16 protein-coding genes are annotated in these 18,925 nt (G+C 71.4%); 6 read left to right on the top strand and 10 right to left on the bottom strand.

Going from position 1 to position 18,925, the window contains the following annotated elements; genetic code table 11:
• Positions 1–136: 136 nt before the first annotated feature.
• Together AB0M54_RS08170 and AB0M54_RS08165 are read right to left on the bottom strand one after the other, a co-directional pair.
• Entirely contained in the window at positions 137–1,522 is a 1,386-nt protein-coding gene (locus AB0M54_RS08170) for an MFS transporter (protein ID WP_364469857.1), read from the bottom strand.
• A gap of 44 nt (positions 1,523–1,566) precedes the next feature.
• Positions 1,567–2,031: a MarR family winged helix-turn-helix transcriptional regulator gene (locus AB0M54_RS08165; RefSeq protein ID WP_364469855.1), complete on the bottom strand. Its 465-nt coding sequence runs from the start codon at positions 2,029–2,031 to the stop codon at positions 1,567–1,569.
• 511 nt (positions 2,032–2,542) lie between these two features.
• On the opposite strand from AB0M54_RS08165, the gene AB0M54_RS08160 reads away from it, so the two are divergent.
• Complete coding sequence (locus tag AB0M54_RS08160; RefSeq protein ID WP_364469853.1) at positions 2,543–4,255, top strand: discoidin domain-containing protein; 1,713 nt, start codon at positions 2,543–2,545, stop codon at positions 4,253–4,255.
• 802 nt (positions 4,256–5,057) lie between these two features.
• On the opposite strand, the gene AB0M54_RS08155 is transcribed toward AB0M54_RS08160, so the two are convergent.
• On the bottom strand, positions 5,058–5,849 hold the full coding sequence (locus AB0M54_RS08155) for an SDR family NAD(P)-dependent oxidoreductase (RefSeq protein WP_364332388.1): 792 nt from the start codon (positions 5,847–5,849) through the stop codon (positions 5,058–5,060).
• Positions 5,850–5,950: 101 nt separating this feature from the next.
• Between AB0M54_RS08155 and AB0M54_RS08150 the strand changes: the two genes are divergently transcribed.
• Positions 5,951–6,538: a TetR/AcrR family transcriptional regulator gene (locus AB0M54_RS08150; protein ID WP_364332386.1), complete on the top strand. Its 588-nt coding sequence runs from the start codon at positions 5,951–5,953 to the stop codon at positions 6,536–6,538.
• Here the strand turns inward: AB0M54_RS08150 and AB0M54_RS08145 are convergent.
• Complete coding sequence (locus AB0M54_RS08145; protein ID WP_364469851.1) at positions 6,511–7,887, bottom strand: FAD-dependent monooxygenase; 1,377 nt, start codon at positions 7,885–7,887, stop codon at positions 6,511–6,513. The genes AB0M54_RS08150 and AB0M54_RS08145 overlap by 28 nt on opposite strands.
• 28 nt (positions 7,888–7,915) lie before the next feature.
• On the opposite strand from AB0M54_RS08145, the gene AB0M54_RS08140 reads away from it, so the two are divergent.
• Complete coding sequence (locus AB0M54_RS08140; RefSeq protein WP_364332381.1) at positions 7,916–8,470, top strand: TetR/AcrR family transcriptional regulator; 555 nt, start codon at positions 7,916–7,918, stop codon at positions 8,468–8,470.
• On the opposite strand, the gene AB0M54_RS08135 is transcribed toward AB0M54_RS08140, so the two are convergent.
• From AB0M54_RS08135 to AB0M54_RS08125, 3 genes are read right to left on the bottom strand one after another with little or no spacing between them, the layout of a single operon-like run.
• Positions 8,471–9,214: a succinate dehydrogenase/fumarate reductase iron-sulfur subunit gene (locus AB0M54_RS08135; protein WP_364469849.1), complete on the bottom strand. Its 744-nt coding sequence runs from the start codon at positions 9,212–9,214 to the stop codon at positions 8,471–8,473. It abuts the gene before it with no gap.
• Positions 9,214–11,148, bottom strand: coding sequence for a fumarate reductase/succinate dehydrogenase flavoprotein subunit (locus AB0M54_RS08130; RefSeq protein WP_364470049.1), 1,935 nt, complete (start codon positions 11,146–11,148; stop codon positions 9,214–9,216). The genes AB0M54_RS08135 and AB0M54_RS08130 overlap by 1 nt, the downstream gene beginning before the upstream one ends.
• 2 nt (positions 11,149–11,150) lie before the next feature.
• Positions 11,151–11,849, bottom strand: a complete 699-nt coding sequence (locus AB0M54_RS08125; RefSeq protein ID WP_364332375.1) for a succinate dehydrogenase cytochrome b subunit — start codon at positions 11,847–11,849, stop codon at positions 11,151–11,153.
• A gap of 81 nt (positions 11,850–11,930) precedes the next feature.
• Between AB0M54_RS08125 and AB0M54_RS08120 the strand changes: the two genes are divergently transcribed.
• Positions 11,931–12,866 carry a LysR family transcriptional regulator gene (locus AB0M54_RS08120; protein WP_364332467.1) on the top strand — a complete coding sequence of 312 codons (936 nt, stop codon included), beginning with the start codon at positions 11,931–11,933 and terminating at the stop codon, positions 12,864–12,866.
• 114 nt (positions 12,867–12,980) lie between these two features.
• A complete protein-coding gene (locus tag AB0M54_RS08115; RefSeq protein WP_364332372.1) occupies positions 12,981–13,418 on the top strand; it encodes a GNAT family N-acetyltransferase in 438 nt (145 codons plus the stop codon).
• A gap of 23 nt (positions 13,419–13,441) precedes the next feature.
• On the opposite strand, the gene AB0M54_RS08110 is transcribed toward AB0M54_RS08115, so the two are convergent.
• Entirely contained in the window at positions 13,442–14,689 is a 1,248-nt protein-coding gene (locus AB0M54_RS08110; protein WP_364470047.1) for an MFS transporter, read from the bottom strand.
• A gap of 33 nt (positions 14,690–14,722) precedes the next feature.
• On the opposite strand from AB0M54_RS08110, the gene AB0M54_RS08105 reads away from it, so the two are divergent.
• A complete protein-coding gene (locus tag AB0M54_RS08105) occupies positions 14,723–15,676 on the top strand; it encodes an ArsR family transcriptional regulator (RefSeq protein ID WP_364469847.1) in 954 nt (317 codons plus the stop codon).
• A gap of 21 nt (positions 15,677–15,697) precedes the next feature.
• Here AB0M54_RS08105 and AB0M54_RS08100 read toward each other — a convergent pair whose 3' ends face one another.
• Together AB0M54_RS08100 and AB0M54_RS08095 are read right to left on the bottom strand one after the other, a co-directional pair.
• A complete protein-coding gene (locus AB0M54_RS08100) occupies positions 15,698–17,284 on the bottom strand; it encodes a GGDEF domain-containing protein (protein ID WP_364469845.1) in 1,587 nt (528 codons plus the stop codon).
• A gap of 103 nt (positions 17,285–17,387) precedes the next feature.
• Positions 17,388–18,893, bottom strand: a complete 1,506-nt coding sequence (locus tag AB0M54_RS08095) for a GGDEF domain-containing protein (protein WP_364332361.1) — start codon at positions 18,891–18,893, stop codon at positions 17,388–17,390.
• Between the last annotated feature and the right edge of the window lie 32 nt (positions 18,894–18,925).

Genomic DNA, 18,925 nt, shown 5'->3' with positions numbered 1-18,925 from the left:
GCCACACCGGTCACCAGGGCCGCCGACGCCAGACCGGTCACGAAAGACGCTTTCCGCATGATGCCCTCCACAGGGTGATCACCCGGTCCGGAGCGGCCCGGGTTCACCGCCACCACGGGCACCAAACCGCCCCGGTTCACGCGTTCAGCAAATAATTCGAGACTTCGTCAGGGTGCGCTGACGGGAGGGCCAGCAGGGTCAGGAGGAGCGCGCCCAGGACGAAGGCCGCGTCGACGTGGAAGGCCACCCCGTAGCCGGTTCGCAGGGCGTCCACTGTGGGGTTCGGGCCGGACACCGCGGCCGCCGTTGCCGCCAGGACGGCCAGGCCCAGGGCGCCGCCGGCCTGCTGGGCGGTGTTGGTCAGGCCGGAGACCAGGCCGGTGTCCGACGAGGCGGTGAAGGCCATGGCGAGCATGATGATCGGCGGGACGGTGATTCCGACGCCCAGGCCCATGACGATGAGGGCGGGCAGCATGCCGGTGGCGTACGCGGACGGGGTCTGACCCAAAAGCAACAGGCCGCCCAGCAGGAGGGTCAGGCCGGCCGCGAGCACCGGGCGTGGGCCGAAGCGGGCCGTGACGCGCGGCGCGACGAACAGTGACACCAGGCCGATCACGATCGGTGTGGGCAGGAAGGCCAGCCCGGTGCCGAGGGCGTCGAAGCCCATCACGCGTTGTACGTACAGGGCGTTGAGGAACTGGAAGCCCATGCCGGTCGCGAAGACCAGGACCACGGTGGCGTTGACCAGGAGCAACCAGGGGCGGGCGAGCAGGCGCAGCGGGATCAGCGGCTCGGTGGCGCGGCTCTGCCGGAGGACGAAGGCGGCGATCAGCAGCACCGCGACCAGGCCGAGCGGCCAGGTGGTCTGCACGATCGCGTACACGCCGGCGGAGAGGCCCGCGGTGATCAGCGCCGCGCCGGCGACGTCGAGGCCGCGGCCGAGGCCGGGCGCGGGCTCGCGGGGGAGCGTACGCAGCGCGAAGATCGCCACCAGCACGCCGACCGGCACGTTGATCAGGAAGATCCAGGTCCAGCCGGCCGCCTCGGTGAGGATGCCGCCGAGCACGAAGCCGGCCGCGGCCCCGCCCGCCTGCACGAAGCTGTAGATGCCCATCGCTCGGGCCTGCGCGCCGGGCGTGGGGTAGAGCCGCACGATCATGCCGATGACGACGGCGCCGGCCAGGGCGCCGCCCGCGCCCTGGAGGAAGCGCCCGGCGACCAGCAGGCCGGCCGTCGGGGCGAACCCGCACAGCGTGCTGGCCAGCGTGAACACGACCAGGCCGGCCAGGAAGACGCGCCACGCGCCGATCAGGTCGCCGAGCCGGCCCGAGAGCAGCAGCAGGCCGGCGAAGGAGATCAGGTAGCCGTTCACCACCCAGGCCACGCCGGCCTCGGAGAAGCCCAGGTCACGCTGGATGTCGGGGATCGCGACGGCCACGATCGTGCTGTCCAGGACGATCATCAGGGCCATGGCGCAGAGCACCGCGAGGGCGGCGCCGCGGCGATCGGTCGAAGCAGTCATGGCTCCGACCGTAACAGATAATCTGTTAGTAGACTATCTGTAAGTCACCTACCTCGGGCCCGGCGCACGGGGCCGGTCTCCCGGTTGTCGGCGAGCCGGCCGAGGGTCTCGAGGAACGCCTCCCGCTCGGCCGGCGGCAGGCCGGACAGCACGTCGGCGTGCACGGCGTCGACGATCCGTTGCCCGTGCTCGGCCGCGGCCCGGCCACCCTCGGTGACAGCGATGATGCGGGCGCGACGGTCCGTGCTCGACGGTCGTCGCTCAGCGAGACCCCGGCGTTCCAGCTCGTCAACTGTGGTGACCATCGTCGTCTTGTCGAGGTCGGCCAGGGCGGCCAACTGGATCTGCGTGCGCTCACCCTCCATGGCGTGGACGAGCACGCACTGCATGCGTGGGGTCAGGTCGATGTCGGCCAGGGCGGCGGCGAGCCGGTTGGACAGGGCGTGACCGGCCATGTTGAGCAGGCCGGTGATGTCACGCTCGGTGCGCTCGGGGGAGTGAGTGGCCATGAACTGATCCTATCGCGGGATCATCTGCTTCCGGATAATCCCGTGACAGGTACGGCCGGCGGGTCTGCCCCCGTGCCAACCCGCCGGCCGTACGTCGCTGCCAGTAACGCTATGGCGACCCTCCATCCCGGACAACTAGATAAAGATCAAAGTCAACGTCAGATGGGGGTACGACGGGCACACGGTCCCGCCCTCTCGGCGGCCTTGCTGCGACGCCAGGCCGTTCCTCGCCATCCGGCTCGGATGAGGGTCGAGTCGTCAACGTTCCGTTGACTACATTGACCCTGGTCAGCCCAAGTTCGCAGCCGCGGTGCATCTGGGGGCGCCGGTCGCCCTGGTCGTGGCGATCGTGGTGAGCGCGGCGGCCGGCCTGATCGCCCTGCGTCGGATTTCCAGCGCAAGACACGAACTATTGCAATGAACGGTCCAACTATTGCGAGCGCGTGACGACGACTGTAAAGATGACTGTCAATCTGTCCCCATCCCCGTTCTCGGATCGCTGGAGTTCCCCATGGCCGTCACCCGACGTACCGTTCTCTCCGCTGCGGCCCTGGGCTCGGCCGCGCCCCTGCTCGCCGGCTTCACACCAGCCTCCGCCGCGTCCCCGCCCGGCGACGTCCTTGGGTCCCCGCCCGGCGACGTTCTCGGGTCGCCGCCCGGCGACGTCGTCGGCAAGATCAGCGTCGGCTACCAGGGCTGGTTCTCGTGCCCCGGCGACGGCGCGCCGATCGGCGGCTGGTGGCACTGGAGCCGCGACCGTTTCCAGCCGCCGTCCCCCAGCAACACCACGATCGTGTCCTGGCCGGACAACCGCGACTACACACGCGTCTACCCGACCGCGTACCCCAATCTCGGTGACGGCCGCCCGGCCACGCTGTTCTCCTCGTACGACCAGCAGACCGTCGACACCCACTTCCGCTGGATGCAGACGTACGGCATCGACACCGCCGCCCTGCAACGGTTCAACCCGGTCGGCGACGAAGGCCCGACCCGCGACGCGATGACCCAGAAGGTGCGCTCGGCGGCCGAGGCGACCGGCCGCAAGTTCTACGTCATGTACGACGTCACCGGCTGGACCAACATGCAGTCCGAGCTGGTCAACGACTGGGTCACCAAGATGTCGGCGCACGCCTCGTCCCCGGCGTACGCCCGGCAGAACGGCAAACCGGTCGTCTGCGTCTGGGGTTTCGGCTTCGACGACGACGGCCGCCCGTTCGCACCCGCCGCCTGCCTCGACGTGGTCAACCGGCTCAAGGCGCTGGGCCTCTACGTGATCGGCGGCGTGCCGACCTATTGGCGCGAGGGCAAGAACGACAGCCGGCCCGGCTTCCTCGACGTCTACCACGCCTTCCACATGATCTCGCCGTGGATGGTCGGCCGCACCGGCACACTCGACGGCCTCGACTGGTTCTACACCAACGTCAACACCGCCGACCAGGCCGACTGCAACGCGCACGGCATCGACTACCAGCCCTGTGTGCTGCCCGGCGACCTGTCCAGCGGCGCCCGCCGGCACGGCGACTTCTACTGGCGCAGCCTCTACAACATGATCCGGCTCGGCGCCCAGGGCCTCTACGTGTCGATGTTCGACGAGTACAACGAGGGCAACCAGATCGCCAAGACCGCCGAGACGGCCGCCTCGGTGCCGGCCGGCAGCGGCATCCGGGCCCTCGACGAGGACGGCACCTTCTGCTCCGCCGACTACTACCTGCGGATCACCTCGGACGGCGGCCGGATGCTCAAGGGCCAGATCCCCCTGACCGCCGTCCGCCCCACCCCGCCGACCACCGGCACCCCGCCGCCCCCGGTCACCGACCTGGCCCGCGGGCGCGCGACCTCGGCCGGCGATCACACCCAGGGCTACGTACCCGCAAACGCCGTCGACGGTGACAGCGGCAGCTATTGGGAGAGCGCCAACAACGCGTTCCCCCAGTGGATCCAGGTCGACCTGGGCGCAACGTCAACAGTCGGCCGCGCGGTCCTCAAGCTCCCACCGGCGTGGGGCGCCCGAACGCAGACCCTCACGATCGCGGGCAGCACCAACGGCTCGTCCTTCACAACCCTCGCCGCCACCACGGCCCGCACCTTCGACCCGGCCGCCGCCAACACGGTGACGGCGACGTGGACACCAACGTCGGCCCGATATGTGCGCCTGACCTTCACCGCCAACACAGGCTGGCCCGCCGGCCAACTCTCCACCCTCGAGCTCTACTCCACCGCCTGAACACAGCCGTCAAGCCTCGCCCCACTGCCTGAACACAGCCGTCAAGCCTCGCCCCGCCGCCTGAGCGCAGGAGTCAAGCCTCGCCCCACGGCCTGAACACAGGCGTCAAGCCTCGCCCCGCCGCCTGAGCGCAGGCGTCTAGCCGCGCCCCGCCGCCTGGGCACAATCGCCCTGCCGGTTGAGCGCAACCGTCGTCCCTTGCCACCCGAGCGCGGGCGCCCCGCCCACAAGAAGCAGCGAGGCGTCCGCGCGCCGGGCCCGCCCGGAGCCGAGAGTCGCCCGCCAAGCGGGCACCGAACAAAAGGGCGGAGTGGCGAAATACTCGATCTTGAAATTGTCGCGGCCACCGCCGCCACCCCCACCCCTGTGGGTGGGCAGGAAATGTAGCGCGCGATTGTGACGATCTGTGGAGTTATCCACAGGTGGTCGCGTTCCGGGCGATAGGGAGCAGGGCGCTAGCGCGCCCAACCCCGGCCACAACCGGAGCCGAAAGCGGCCGACGGGCCGGGCGCCCCACAATGAGCCGGAGTGGCGGAACAGCCGATCTTGAAATTGTCGCGGCCACCGCCGCCACCCCCACCCCTGTGGGTGGGCAGGAAATGTAGCGCGCGATTGTGACGATCTGTGGAGTTATCCACAGGTGGTCGCGTTCCGGGCGATAGGGAGCAGGGCGCTAGCGCGCCCAACCCCGGCCACAACCGGAGCCGACAGCGGCCCACAGACCGGGCGCCCCACAAGTGGGCCGGAGTGGCGGGACAGCCGGAGTGGCGGGACAGCCGGAGTGGCGGACAGTCGGGGTCACTCAGGCGGCGGTCTTGAGAGCCCCGCCGTCCACCAGCCAGTTCGACCCGACCGCGCTGGGCATGGTCGGCGACGACAGCAGGAGCACCGCGCGGGCGATCTCGTCGGGCTCGATCATCGCGCCGGTGAGCATGCCGTTCTGCGTGGGCAGCGCGGCCACCAGGGCGGCGTGTTCGAGGCCCAGGTGGGTGGCGAGCTGGGCGGCGTAGCCGTCCTTGCTCTCGAAGACGTCGGTGCGGGTGGTGCCCGGTGTGACGACGTTGAACCGGACTCCGGCGCCGGCGTACTTCTCGGCCAGGCCCCGGGAGAACGCGGTCACCGCCGCCTTCGCCGCCACATAGGGCAGTGGCCCGCCGCGGGGGTCGCGGGCCGCGGTGGAGCCGATGGTGACGACGGCGCCCCGCGTCTGGAGCAGGGCCGGCAGGGCGGCGCGGGTGGTGCGTACGGCCGCGTTGAGGTTGAGCGCGAACGCGTCGGTCCAGGCGTCGTCGCTGCCGTCGAGCAGGTCGTCGAAGGCGCCGTCCGGCATCGTGCCGCCGCCGGCGTTGTTGACCAGCACGTCGAGCCGGGGGTCGGCGGCGAGGACGGCCTCGACGGCTCGGCGCGGGCCGTCGGGCTCGGCGAGGTCGGCGGCCACGAAGGTGGCGCCGGTGGCGTCGAGTTCGGGGGTTTTGGTCCGTGATGCGGCGACGACCTCGGCGCCCTCGTCGAGGAAGGCCCGCACGACGGCCAGGCCGATGCCTTTGCTGCCCCCGGTGACGAGGACGCGCTTGCCGGAAAGTTTGAGATCCATGCCAGAAACTGCATCACGTACGTACGCGTAATGTCAATAAGTGAGACGTACGAGACTCAGTTAATGGTCTAGTAGAGTGTGCGGTGACGCAGGGAGGTGTGATGAGGGCAGACGCGGAACGCAGCACGGCGCGCATCCTGGAGGCGGCGGCCACGGTGCTGGCCGACGATCCGAACGCCTCGCTGGAGCGGGTCGCCGACGTGGCCGGCCTGGCCCGGGCCACCGTCCACCGGCGTTTCGCCTCGCGCAAAGCGCTGGTCGAGGCCCTGACGGTGCAGTTGAACGAGCGCTACCTGCAGGGTCTCAAGCAGGCCCGGGTCGACACGGCGCCGCCGATCGTCGCGTTGCACCGGCTGACCGAGACGGTCTTCGAGCTCAAGGTCACCCACCGGTTCGCGATGAACGCGACCGCCGACCCGGTGACCCTCTGCCCGTCGCTGAGCCCGGAGGTCGTGGCCGGGCTGCAACTGCTGTTCACCCGGATGCACGACGCCGGCCTGATCACCGCGGCCGGGCCGGCCTGGTGCTGCCGGGTCTATCTGGCCCTGCTGAGCGAGGTCGACCAGTTGCCGGCCGGCGCGCCCGACCTGGCGGGCGTGGACGACGACCAGGGGGCGCGGGTCGACCTGCTGGTGCGGAGCGTGATCGGCGCCCTGGGCGGTCAGGGCCTGGCGACGCTGCGGACGTAGCCGTCCGGGCGTACGTGGAACAGGGTCGGATCTTGAACGCCGTAGGCGCGATGGGCGTGACCGGAGAGGTCGACCAGGGCGCGCGGACCGGCCGGCGCGTCGGGCTGGACGACGCGGCGGACGTGGAGATCGGGTGTGTCCGCGGGAAGTGCCGCGTCGGGAACGTCGAAGGCCAGCAGCGTGGCGTGCGGGCCGCGGAGCGCGTCGAAGATGCGGAGCGTGCCGCACGGCGCGTCGGGAGCGCGGTCGCCGGACTGCACCGGGCCGGGCAGCGTCGGGCCGGCCAGCGGACCGTCCCGGTAGGACAGTGACAGCTGCCGCAGCCTCGGGTCGTTCCGGTCGGTCGAGGGGGAGCGGTGCAGGGCGGTGCTGACGCCGAGGACGCCGACGGCCACCGGCAGGCGCTCGGCCTGGTAGGTGTCGAGCAGCTCGGACGAGCCGGTGGCCAGCTTCCAGCCCAGGTTGTAGGCGTCCTGGATGCCGGTGTTGAGGCCCTGCCCGCCGGCCGGCGAGTGCACGTGGGCGGCGTCGCCGGCCAGGAACACGTTGCCGAAGCGGAACCGGGACACCATCCGCATGTTGGCGCGGTACTCCGACGTCCAGCCGACGTGGGTGAGCGTGACGCCGGGCGGCAGCAGCGACTCGATCTCGCCGACCGTGGCGCCGGGGGCGGTGAGCTGGTAGTCGTCGGTGCCGGGCAGCGGGCACAGGCTGAGGCGGAAGCCCTGGCCGACCGGCCAGACGTGCCAGTAGTCGCGGTCCAGGCCGGTCAGGCGCACGTCGGCGATCAGCATCCGCTCCGACTCGTACGTCTCGCCCTCGAACGTGGCGCCGAGCAGCTTGCGGATGGTGCTGCGCCCGCCGTCACAGCCGACCACGTAGCCGGCGTGCACCTGCTCACCCGTACCCAGCGTGATCGTGGTGTCTTGAAGGCCGGTCACCGCGGCGCCGAACTCGACCCGGCCGCCCAGCTCGACGAGCCGTTCCAGCAGGAGTTGGCCGGTGCGCCACTGGGGAACCATCAGTGAGTTCGGGCGCGGCACCTCCGGCGTCGGCGGGTGCAAATCGCCCATCCGCCACACGCGCCGCTCGCCGTCGGGCAGGTGCGCCAGCATCGCCGGATATTCCGAGCCGTGGGCCAGGAAGCGGTCGAGCACGCCCAGGTCGTCGAGCACCTCCAGGGTCCGCGGCTGCAGGCCCTTGCCCCGCGATCCCTCGAACGGCCCGGGCGACGCTTCAAAGATGCGATGGGGTACGCCGCGGCGCTGGAGCTCGATGGCCAGGGTCAGCCCGGTCGGCCCCGCCCCGACGATGGCTACGGATTCATTGAATTCTGATTCACTGAACATGGATTCACCGTACGGTAGGCTCGTCGCCATGCGCAAGGAGCAGGCGGCTCAGACCGGGGCCGAGTTGAAGCTGGCGGCGGTCCGCGCGTTCGGCCGGCTCGGCTACCTGAACACCAAGATCACCGACATCACGGCCGAGGCGGGCCGGGCCGCGGGCTCGTTCTACACCCACTACGCCAACAAGGAGGCGCTGCTCGAGGCGCTCCTGGCCGACCTGCTGAAGATCGGCGACGAGAGCGCGGCGGCGGCCGGCCACAGCGACGACTTCCGCGACCGGTCCGCCGTCCGCTGGCACGTGGCCGTCTACTGGGACTTCTACCGCCGGCACCGCACGGTCATGGTGGCCCTGGAGCAGGCGGCCACGGTGGACGCGTCCTTCGCCCGCCGGATGCGCGAGATGGTCGAGCCCGACGTCCAGCACATCGCCGACCACCTGGCCAAGCTGGCGCTGCCCGACCCGCTCACCGTGGCCAGGATGATCACCACCCTGCTGCACGGCTTCATCGCCACCTGGGAGGGCGGCGACGAGGTCGTCGACACCCTCACCGACTTCATCCACGCCGCCATCGCCGGCAAGAACTGACTAACGCTTGCGGAGGGCGTTGCGGTAGTCGGCGTTGAGGCGGCCGATCAGGGTCAGCGGGATGCCCTTGGGGCAGACCGTGGTGCACTCGCCGGCGTTGGTGCAGCCGCCGAAACCGGCCTCGTCCTGGGCGGTGATCATGTCGATGACGCGGGTGTCGCGTTCGGGCTGGCCCTGGGGGAGCAGGCCCAGGTGGGCGACCTTGGCCGCGGTGAACAGCATGCTGGAGCCGTTCGGGCAGGCGGCCACGCAGGCGCCGCAGCCGATGCAGGTGGCGGCCTCGAAGGCGGCGTCGGCGTCGGACTTCGGCACCGGCGTCGCGTGGGCGTCGGGGGCGGTGCCGGTGGGCGCCGAGATGTAGCCGCCGGCCTGGATGATCGTGTCGAAGGCGCCGCGGTCGACCACCAGGTCCTTGATCACCGGGAAGGCGGCGGCGCGCCACGGCTCGACGTCGATCACGTCGCCGTCGTTGAAGTGGCGCATGTGCAGCTGGCAGGTGGTGGTGGCGCGCTCGGGGCCGTGCGCCACACCGTTGATCATCATGCCGCACATGCCGCAGATGCCCTCGCGGCAGTCGTGGTCGAAGGCGACCGGGTCGTCGCCGTCGAGGATCAACTTCTCGTTGAGTACGTCGAGCATCTCCAGAAAGCTGGCGTCGGGGGAGATGTCCTTGACGTCGTAGCTGACCATCCGGCCGCGGTCCTCGGCTGAGGACTGGCGCCAGACGCGAACCTGGATGTCCATTACTTGTAGCTCCGGGTGCTCGGGTGGACGTACTCGAAGTCGAGGTTTTCCTTGTGCAGCGTCGGCTTTCCGTCAGCCGAAAAAGCCCAGGCCGCGACGTACGAGAACTCGTCATCGTGGCGCAACGCCTCGCCGTCGGGGGTGTGCGACTCGGCGCGGAAGTGGCCGCCGGCCGACTCCCGCCGGTGCAGCGCGTCGATGCACATCAACTCGGCCAGCTCGAAGAAGTCGGCGACCCGGCCGGCCTTCTCCAGGTTCTGGTTGAGCTGCTCGCCGGCGCCGGGCACCTTGACCCGGGTCCAGAACTCGTCGCGCAGGCCGCGGATCAGGCCGATCGCCTTGGTCAGGCCCTCCTCGGTGCGCTCCATGCCGCAGTACTCCCACATGATGTGGCCGAGCTCGCGGTGGAAGGAGTCGACGGTCCGGTCGCCGTTCACGGCCAGCAGCTTGTCGATCCGCTCCTTGACCGCCGTGGTCGCCTCCGAGACCTGATCACTGTCAGAAATGTCAGGAAAGGGCCCGGCGGCCAGATAGTTGTTGATCGTGTTGGGCAACACGAAGTAGCCATCGGCGAGCCCCTGCATGAGCGCCGACGCGCCCAGCCGGTTCGCCCCGTGATCCGAGAAGTTGGCCTCACCGATCACGAAGAGGCCCGGGATCGTGGACTGCAGGTCGTAGTCGACCCAGAGCCCGCCCATCGTGTAGTGCACCGCCGGATAGATCCGCATCGGGACCTCATAGGGATCCTCGCCGGTGATCCGCTGGTACATCTCGAACAGGTTGCCGTACTTGGCCTCCACCGCGTCCCGGCCCAGCCGCGAAATCGCGTCCGCGAAGTCCAGATAGACCCCGAGCCCACCCGGCCCGACCCCACGACCTTCATCACAGACGTTCTTGGCCGCACGCGACGCGATGTCGCGGGGGACCAGGTTGCCGAACGACGGATAGATCCGCTCGAGGTAGTAGTCGCGAGCTTCTTCCGGGATCTCGGCCGCCGGCTTGCCGCAGTCCGCGGCCGAGAGCGGAACCCACACCCGGCCGTCGTTGCGCAGCGACTCGCTCATCAGCGTCAGCTTCGACTGGTGCGTACCCGATTCCGGGATGCACGTGGGGTGGATCTGGGTGTAGCACGGGTTGGCGAACAGCGCGCCCTTGCGGTGCGCCCGCCAGGTCGCCGTCACGTTGCAGCCCTTGGCGTTGGTGGACAGGAAGAACACGTTGCCGTACCCGCCCGAGGCCAGCACCACCGCGTCGGCCAGGTCGGTGGTGATCTCGCCGGTGACCATGTCGCGGACCACGATGCCGCGGGCGCGGCCGTCGACCACGATGAGCTCGAGCATCTCGTGCCGGGCGTGCATCTCGATGTTCCCGGCCGCGATCTGCCGCTCCATCGCCTGGTACGCCCCGAGCAGCAACTGCTGACCGGTCTGGCCCCTGGCGTAGAACGTGCGGGACACCTGCGTGCCGCCGAACGACCGGTTGTCCAGCAGCCCGCCGTACTCCCGGGCGAACGGCACACCCTGCGCCACGCACTGGTCGATGATGTTCACCGACACCTCGGCCAGCCGGTACACGTTGGACTCGCGGGCGCGGAAGTCGCCGCCCTTCACGGTGTCGTAGAACAGCCGGTAGACCGAGTCGCCGTCGTTGCGATAGTTCTTGGCCGCGTTGATGCCGCCCTGCGCCGCGATCGAGTGCGCGCGCCGCGGGCTGTCCTGATAGCAGTACGACCGCACCCGGTAGCCCGCCTCGGCCAGCGTCGCCGCCGCCGAGCCGCCGGCCAGTCCCGTGCCGACCACGATCACCGAAAGCTTGCGACGGTTGGCCGGGTTGACCAGTTTGGCCGAGAAGCGCCGCCGCTCCCAGCGGGTCTCGACCGGCCCGTCCGGCGCGGCCTGGTCACGGATGGGGTCACCGGTCTGCCAGAGGTCCATGGTCATTTCACCAATCCGGTGAGGACGGCAAACGGCACCGAGAGGTAGCCGATCACCAGGATCAGGGACAGGACCAGCGCGACCTGACGGGCACGTCGCTCACCACGCGCCGAGCGCTGGCCGAGGGTACGCACGGCGCTGAAGATGCCGTGCCGCAGATGGAATCCGACCGCCACGATGGCCAGGGTGTAGAACAGCGTCACGTACCAGCGGTCCGGCGCGAAGCCGGCGATCACCCGGGCCGAGGGCTCGCTGTCGCCGCCGGCCGGGTTCACCGTGCCGGTGGTCAGGTCGAGGATGTGGAAGATCGCGAAGAGCAGGATGATGACGCCGCCCCAGCGCATGGTCCGGGCCGCGTACGAGCCCTGGACCTTGGGGCGGTGCGCGTACCGGACGGGCCTGGCCTTGCGAGCGCGCCGCGCGAGAATCACCGCGGCCGCGACGTGCCCGATCAGGGCCACCGTCAGGCCGGCCCGCTGGATCCACAGATACCAGGCCTCCGGCAGCAGCGGCGTGCCCAGCGTGCGCAGCCAGTGTGCGTAGTGGTCGAAGTTCTCGGCCCCCACGAAGAGCTTGAGGTTGCCGGCCATGTGCGCGAAGAGGAACGCGACCAGCAGGACACCGGTCACCGCCATGAGGAGCTTCAGCGAGACCGTGCTGCGCGCCGCCGGGACCGGTCTGCGAACCGGCGCTTTTGTCATTACCGCCACGTCCCGGACGGTAGGTCGTGGCGGCGTGATTCGTCCAATGCATGATGGGGTAGGTTTCGATAGAGGGAGGCTATTCAGATGCAGTTGCAACAGCTGCGTTACTTCCTCGCAGTGGTGGAAACCCGGCATTTCACGCAAGCAGCCGATTTGCTGGGTGTGGCGCAGCCAACCTTGAGTAAGCAGATTCACACGCTCGAGGCGTCGCTCGGCGCGCCACTCTTCGACCGCGTGCGCGGGGCGGTGACGCTGACCGCGGCCGGCGAGACGTTGCTGCCGATGGCCCAGCGCATGGTGGCCGACGCCGACGCGGCGGTGGGCGCGGTGCGCGACGTCGTCGGGCTGCGCCGGGGCGAGGTACGGCTGGGCGCGACGCCCAGCCTCTGTTCGTCGCTGGTGCCGGCGGTCCTGCGTACGTACCGGAAGGCGCACCCCGACATCCGCCTGCACGTCACCGAGGGCAGCTCGCCCGACCTCAGCGCCGGCCTGCTCGAACACACCCTCGACCTGGCCCTGATCGTCGAGCCCGGCGCGGGCGCCGACCCGGCGCTGCGGGCCGAGCCGATCCTGACCGAGAGCCTGGTCGTGGCCTCCCGCCTGGCCGGCCCGCCGCCGACGATCTCCCCGCACCTCGAGCTGACCGAGCTGGCCCACACGCCGCTGGTGATGTTCCGCCCCGGCTACGACCTGCGCGAGGTGACCCTGGCGGCCTGCCGCGAGGCCGGCGTGACACCACGCTTCGCGGTCGAGGGCGGCGAGATGGACGCGGTCCTGGCCTTCGTCGAGGCCGGCCTGGGCGTGGCGCTGGTCCCGAGCATGGTGCTGGCCAAACGCCCCCTGCTCCGCGCCACCCCGCTGGCCGCGCCGGGCCTGCGCCGCACGATCGCCCTGGCCCATCGCCGCCGCGTCGTCCTCCCCCACGCGGCCGCCGCGCTCCGCAACGTCGTCCTCACCCACATCTCTCTGCCCGACGCCCTCCCCGCCGGCGTGACGGTTCTCAAAAACCTCTGACGGGTACGCGCACACCACGGCCCTGTCCCCACTCCGCGAGGAGGCGGCCGGTCCGGCCCGTGCCGCGACCGCCGGGCGGAGATCGGTGGTCCGGCCGGTTGTTACGCTCAGGCGATGTTCCGTGCGGCCCAGCCGGGCGATTTCGACGACGTCATGCGCCTCTACCGCCAGCTGGCCCCCGACGACCCGATTCTCGACGACGGATCCGATGTGGCGGCTTTCCACCGGATCCTCGGCAATCCGGTGCTGACCCTGTTCGTCCTCGAACATGAGGGCGCCGTGATCGCGTCCACCTATCTCAACATCATCCCGAACATCAGCCGGTCGGCGTCCCCGTACGCGGTGATCGAGAATGTCGTGGTCGAGGAGTCGTTGCGGGGCCAGGGATTCGGCAAGCGGATCATGGCCGAGACGCTGCGGACGGCCTGGGCGGCGGGCTGCTACAAGGCCATGCTGATGACCGGCTCGCGCCGGGAGTCGACGCACGCGTTCTACCGGTCCTGCGGCTTCTCGTCCACGGTCAAGACGGGCTACGTGGCCCGGCCGTCCTGATCGGAGAGGCCGGCGCCTTCGGTTCACGGTCGAGGTTCGGACCGCTCCGGGGCGTCGAGCAGGGCGTTCGCGGTGGGCGGGCGGAGGCGGGGCCACAGGGTGGCCGTCGCCAGCAGGGACGCCACGCCGGCCATGGCCATCACTGTGCCGGGGGACCACCACTCGGCCAGCGCGCCGGCGCCGGCCATGGTCAGGCCCTGCAGGGTCATCATCCCGGTGGTGAGCAGTCCGAACGCCTGGCCCCGGTGGGCCTCGGGCGCCGCCTCCAGGAAGCGCCGGGCCAGGCCGAGGTGGTAGGACATCCCGGCCGTGGCCAGGCCCAGGGCCACCGCCGCCACGAGCACGCCGGGCTGCCACAGGAAGAGCAACAGGGGTACGCCGAGGAGCAGCGCCAGCCAGGGCGTGAGGCGCTCGCGGCGCCGGGGCGGCAGGAAGCGGCCGACCAGGAACTCGCCGGCCAGCATCCCACCGGCCGCCACGGCCAGCAGGACGCCGGTGGCCGACTCCCGGCCGAGGCCCGCGGCGTACGGGACGACCACGCCCTCGGCCCCGACCATCAGCACGACCGGCGCCCAGTGCGCCAGCAGCAGGCCACGCAGCGGCCGGTCGCGCAGCAGCAGGCCGTTGACCCGCAAGGTTTCCCGGACCGCTCCGCCCGAGGAGACGCCGCGGGCCGGCCAGTCGCGAACGCCGAACCGGCTGACCAGCAGCGATGCCGCACACGAGGCGGCCGCGAGCCAGAGGGCGCCGGCCGGGCCGACCACCGCGAGCAGCACGCCGCCGACCGCCGCGCCGACCACCTGCATCCCGGCCGACACCAGGGTGAACAGGGACCGGCCGAGCACGTATCGGTCGCCGGTGAGCAGGTCGGGCAGCACCGCGGTGCGGGCCGCCATCGCGATGGGTGACACGGCGCCGGTCACGAAGACCAGCAGCATCATGCCCAGCGGCGGCAGCCAACCGGCGGCCAGCACCACGCCGGCGGCCAGGCGCAGCAGGTCGTAGGCGACCAGGACGGTGCGGGGACGCCAGCGGTCGGCCAGGGACAGCAGCAGGGTGCCCCCGAACGCCTGGGGCAGGAAGCCGGCCACGTAGGCCAGCGCGGCCAGCAGCGGCGAGCCGGTGCCGGCGTAGACCAGCACGGCCAGGGCCAGCATCTTCACGGTCTCGCCGGTGAGCATCAGGGCGAAGCCGCCGAGCAGCGCCCGGAACTCGCCCACGGCGAAGACCTGCCGGTAGGTCGTCATGGGAACACTGTCGTCACCGCGTATCCCAGCGTCTAAGGTTTCGTCGGTGGGCGAAACATGCTGATCAAACTGGGTGAGTCGGGGCTCGCCTCGTGCAGCTACGCGATCTCGCCGCTGATCGAGACGCATACCGCGCTGCGCCTGCTGAGCGGTGTCGATCCGGCCGGCGCGATCCGGCCGTGGGTGGAGCGGCGCCGGGCGCGGCTGGCCGAGCTGCGCCGCGCCGAGCCCAAGGTGGGCGCGCTGATCGCGATGTTCCGGAAGGGCGGCTACAACGCCGACTTCCTGCTGCCGCCGCCGATCGGACCGCACAGCTCGTTCGCCGGCGAGCTGGCCGGGCTGCGGGCCACGCCGCTCGCGCTGGCCCGCACCGAGATCGACCTCACCTTCCCGGGGCGGCAGAAGCCGGGCATCCTCGACGCCCCGGAGGTGGTCGACGCGCTGGCCGACGCCTTCGAGATGGCCTGGCACACCCTGATCGAGCCGGAATGGCCGCGGCTGCGCGCCGTCCTCGAACGCGACATCGTGCAGCGCGCCGGCCGCCTCGCCGCCTACGGCTGGGCGTCCGCCCTCGACCAGCTGCACCCGCGGGTGACGTGGGCCGGCGGCGGCATCGCGATCCGGATGTCCGATCCGGAGGTGTACGAGGTGAAGGGCCAGGGCCTGATGTTCACGCCGAGCATCTTCAGCGACCTGATCGTCCGGTCCAAGCCGCCGCAGCCGTTCACCATCGTCTACCGCGCGCGGGGGATCGCCGACCTGCTCGGGCCGCCGGTTCCACCACACGACGACGCGCTCGGTCCGCTGCTCGGGGCCGGGCGGGCGGCCGTGCTGCGGGCCCTGGCCGCGCCCGCCACCACCAGTCAGCTCGTCGCGCAGCTCGGGGTGGGTCTCGGCACGGTCGGCGGGCACCTGGCCGTGCTGCACGCGGCCGGGCTGGTCAGCCGGACGCGAACCGGGCGCTCGGTCACGTACGCGGCGACCGATCTGGGTCTTTCGCTTCTCGCTTGAAAAACGATCAGGGCGTACGCCCTACCGCCGGGTCGCCGCGATCCGGCCGCGGCCGGTGTTCTTGGCGTGGTAGAGGTTGCGGTCGGCGTCGGTCAGCAGGGTCGGCAGCTCCTGGACGCCGCCGCGGTGGACACCGATGCTGATCGACACCGTGAGGCCGGGCGCCACCTCGTCCCACGCCTGCTCTCGGACCGTGTCGATGATCTCCTGCGCCCGCTTCTCCGGATGGTCCGGCCCGACCCCCGCGAGGACCACGACGAACTCGTCGCCGCCGAGCCGCGCGGCCAGATCCACCGGGCGCACCTGCGCGGACAGGACCTGGGAGATCCGGGCCAGGACGAGGTCGCCGACATCGTGGCCGAAGCGGTCGTTGACCCGCTTGAAGTGATCGACGTCGACCATCATGACGGCGTACTCCCGCGGCTCCTCCGAGGCGGCCCCCGGGTTCAGCCTCGCGTTGAGATAGGCGCGGTAGCCCCGCCGGTTGGCCAGGCCGGTCAGCTCGTCGACCAGCACCTGCCGGCGGAGCTGCTCGTGGTCGCGCCGCTGACGCTCGACGTCGATCGCGTCCCGCAGGCCGGTCGCCTGGTCGAGCCGGGCGTTCCAGCGCAGCAGCGCCAGCTCGTCGGCGTACGCGGCCACCGCGGCCGGCGTTCCCGGCTGCCGGGCGGCGATGCTCATGCACAGCAGCCGGGTGCCCTGCGGGGTGGCCCAGCCGAGACGGTCGGCCAGGTCCATGGCGAGCCGGGCCGCGCCGGCGGTATCGGCGGTGCGGGCGGCGCCGATGGCCTCGCCCAGCGCGACGACCGCGGCCCGCGAGACGCCCGTGCTGGCCTCCTCCCGCCGGCGGGCGAAGTCGGACGGGCGCATCCCGGCGAGGGCCGTGAGCAGGTGCAGATGGGCCCGGTGCTCCATCTCCCAGCTGGCCGGCCAGTCCCCGTCGATGGCGTCGTAACCGCACGGCAGCGCACCCGCGGCGTTCAGCGCGGCCGAGTCCCAGCCGCCGATCATGGCCTGTGCGCTCGCCCAGTCGAGCACCACCTCGGCCCGGTTGTAGCTGAGCACCCGGCGCTGCAGCCGGACCGTCGCGGCCAGGCGCGGATCGTCGGCGCCGTCCAGGTACCGTTCGGCCCGGTCGTAGTACTCGACGGCCAGCTCCCAGAACCCCCGGTCCTGCGCGGCCACGCCGACCTCGATCAGGGCGGCCGCGCGGTGGATCACCGGGCCGCTCTCCTCGTCGAGCAGCGCCACGGCGCGCACCAGCGGGGTGGCGGTGGACTCGGTCACGTCCAGGGCCCGCTCGAGTTTGCCGCGCCGGGCCGCCGCCGTGGCCAGCGCGAGCGCGAGCAACGACGTCTCGCCGGTGGACTCGGCCAGGTCGTGCATGGCTTGCAGATAGGCCGAGTTGTCGCTCCCGGACTCGCGCGCGGCCATCGTGCGGGCCCACTTCAGGAGCAGCCGTACGTCGGTCCAGCCCCGCGCGGCCCCTTCGGCCTCGGCCGCGCCGATCTCGGCGTCCACCTTCTGCCCCTGCGCCAGCCCGATCAGATCGTAGGCCCGCTCGATCGCCGCCGCGTGGGCGTCGTCCAGCTGGCCGGAACTGGGCACGGGGCCGCCTCCCTCGCGATGGCGTCGGCGTGGGTCACCGGACTCGCCGCTTCCCATCGGCAGGGCCGGCCCGCCCATGAGCCTGCCGCTGGGACGAGCTTTTTCAGGCGGCGACGCGGTCGCGGCCCGCCCGCTTCGCGGCGTACAGGTTGTCGTCGGCCACCGCCAGCAGCGCCGAGACCGTCACCTGGCCGGACGCGGTGGCGACGCCGATGCTCGCGGTCACCGGCAGCCCGCCGGTGATCGTGGCCCACGGGAAGTCGCGGATGGTCAGCCGCAGCCCCTCACACCAGCGCACCGCCGCGACCGCGTCGAAGCCCGGCAGGATCAGCAGGAACTCCTCGCCACCCAGGCGCGCGGCCAGCGCCGGGCCGTCCGTGCCGTCGGGCAGCAACCGGCCGATCTGCCGCAGCACGGCGTCACCGGTCGCATGCGACAACGTGTCGTTGACCTGCTTGAAGTGGTCGAGGTCGAGGATCGCCACCGACAGCGACCCGCCGCGCGCCAGCAGGGCGGGCAGCTGCTCGTCGACGTACCGCCGGTTGTAGAGCCCGGTCAGCGAGTCGTGGTTGGCCAGCTCGCGGAACTCGTCGGCCTCGAACACCGCCTGCATCGCCCGGGCGCGGGCCTCACGCTGGGTGCTCTGCAGGGCGGCCAGCCCGTCGTTGAAGAGCAGCAACTCCTCGTACGCGTCCCGGTACCGCCCCGCGGCGGCGAACAACGCCGCCTGCTCCCGGCGCACCTGAACGCGTACCCGGGTCAGGCCGTTGCGCTCGCACCACCGCACCGCGAGGTCCAACGCGGCCTGCGCCGCCGCCGGCCGTCCCGTCTCGCGACGCGCCTCGGCCAGCGTGAGCAGGCATTCCGCCGCGCCGTCGCCGTCGGTGTCCAGAATGGTGCCGTCGACCGCCCCGGCCAGCGTGGCCTCGAGCTCGTCATGGCGGCCGGCCATCAACGCCACGCGCGCGATGGTGTCGAGCTCCTTCGCCGCGAGCGGGCGCCCGCGCCGTGCCACCTCCCGCATCCGGCCGGTCAGCGCGCTCGCCGTGGGTTCGTCACCCGCCTCGTACGCGTTGTAGGCCAGGTTGTTCAACGCCCGCAGGGTGAGCCCGTCGTCACCGAGCTCGCCGGCGATCCGCAGCACCTCGCGATAGCGCAGCTCACCCTCGTCGAACGAGCCGTTGTCGTCGAGCGCGCAGCCCAGCATGAGCAGGTGGCGGGCGCGGACCGCGGGCGGCGCGTCGGCCGGCAGGTTCGCCACCCCCTGCACGGCGTGGGCCAGCGCCTCGGGGAAGTCGCCGAGCAGCCGGTAGAAGTTCGCGAGCACCCGATGGGCGCGGGCCAGGACGTACGGCTTCGCGTGCTGCTCGGCCCACGTCTGCGTACGCCGCGCGCTGCGGCCGCCGGCGCCCAGCTGCCCCTCGCGGAGGAGCACGTCGGCGATCAGCATGTCGCACCGGTGTGCCGCCTCGTCATCTCCCGCCGCCGAGGCGAGAACACGCAGCTCAGCGGCCTGAGCGCGGACGGCGGCGAACTCGTCGATGCTGCTGGAGCACTCGAGCGCGGCCAGAAGCGCGACATGGTCACGAACCGCCACCTCGGCCGTCATCTCACCCCCGCCTCCGCCCGCCAACGCCCCAT

The organism is Actinoplanes sp. NPDC051470 (assembly GCF_040682035.1).
Taxonomy (GTDB): domain Bacteria; phylum Actinomycetota; class Actinomycetes; order Mycobacteriales; family Micromonosporaceae; genus Actinoplanes.
The sequence above is the reverse complement of the archived record's forward strand: the minus strand, read 5'-3'. Positions and strand labels throughout refer to the sequence as shown.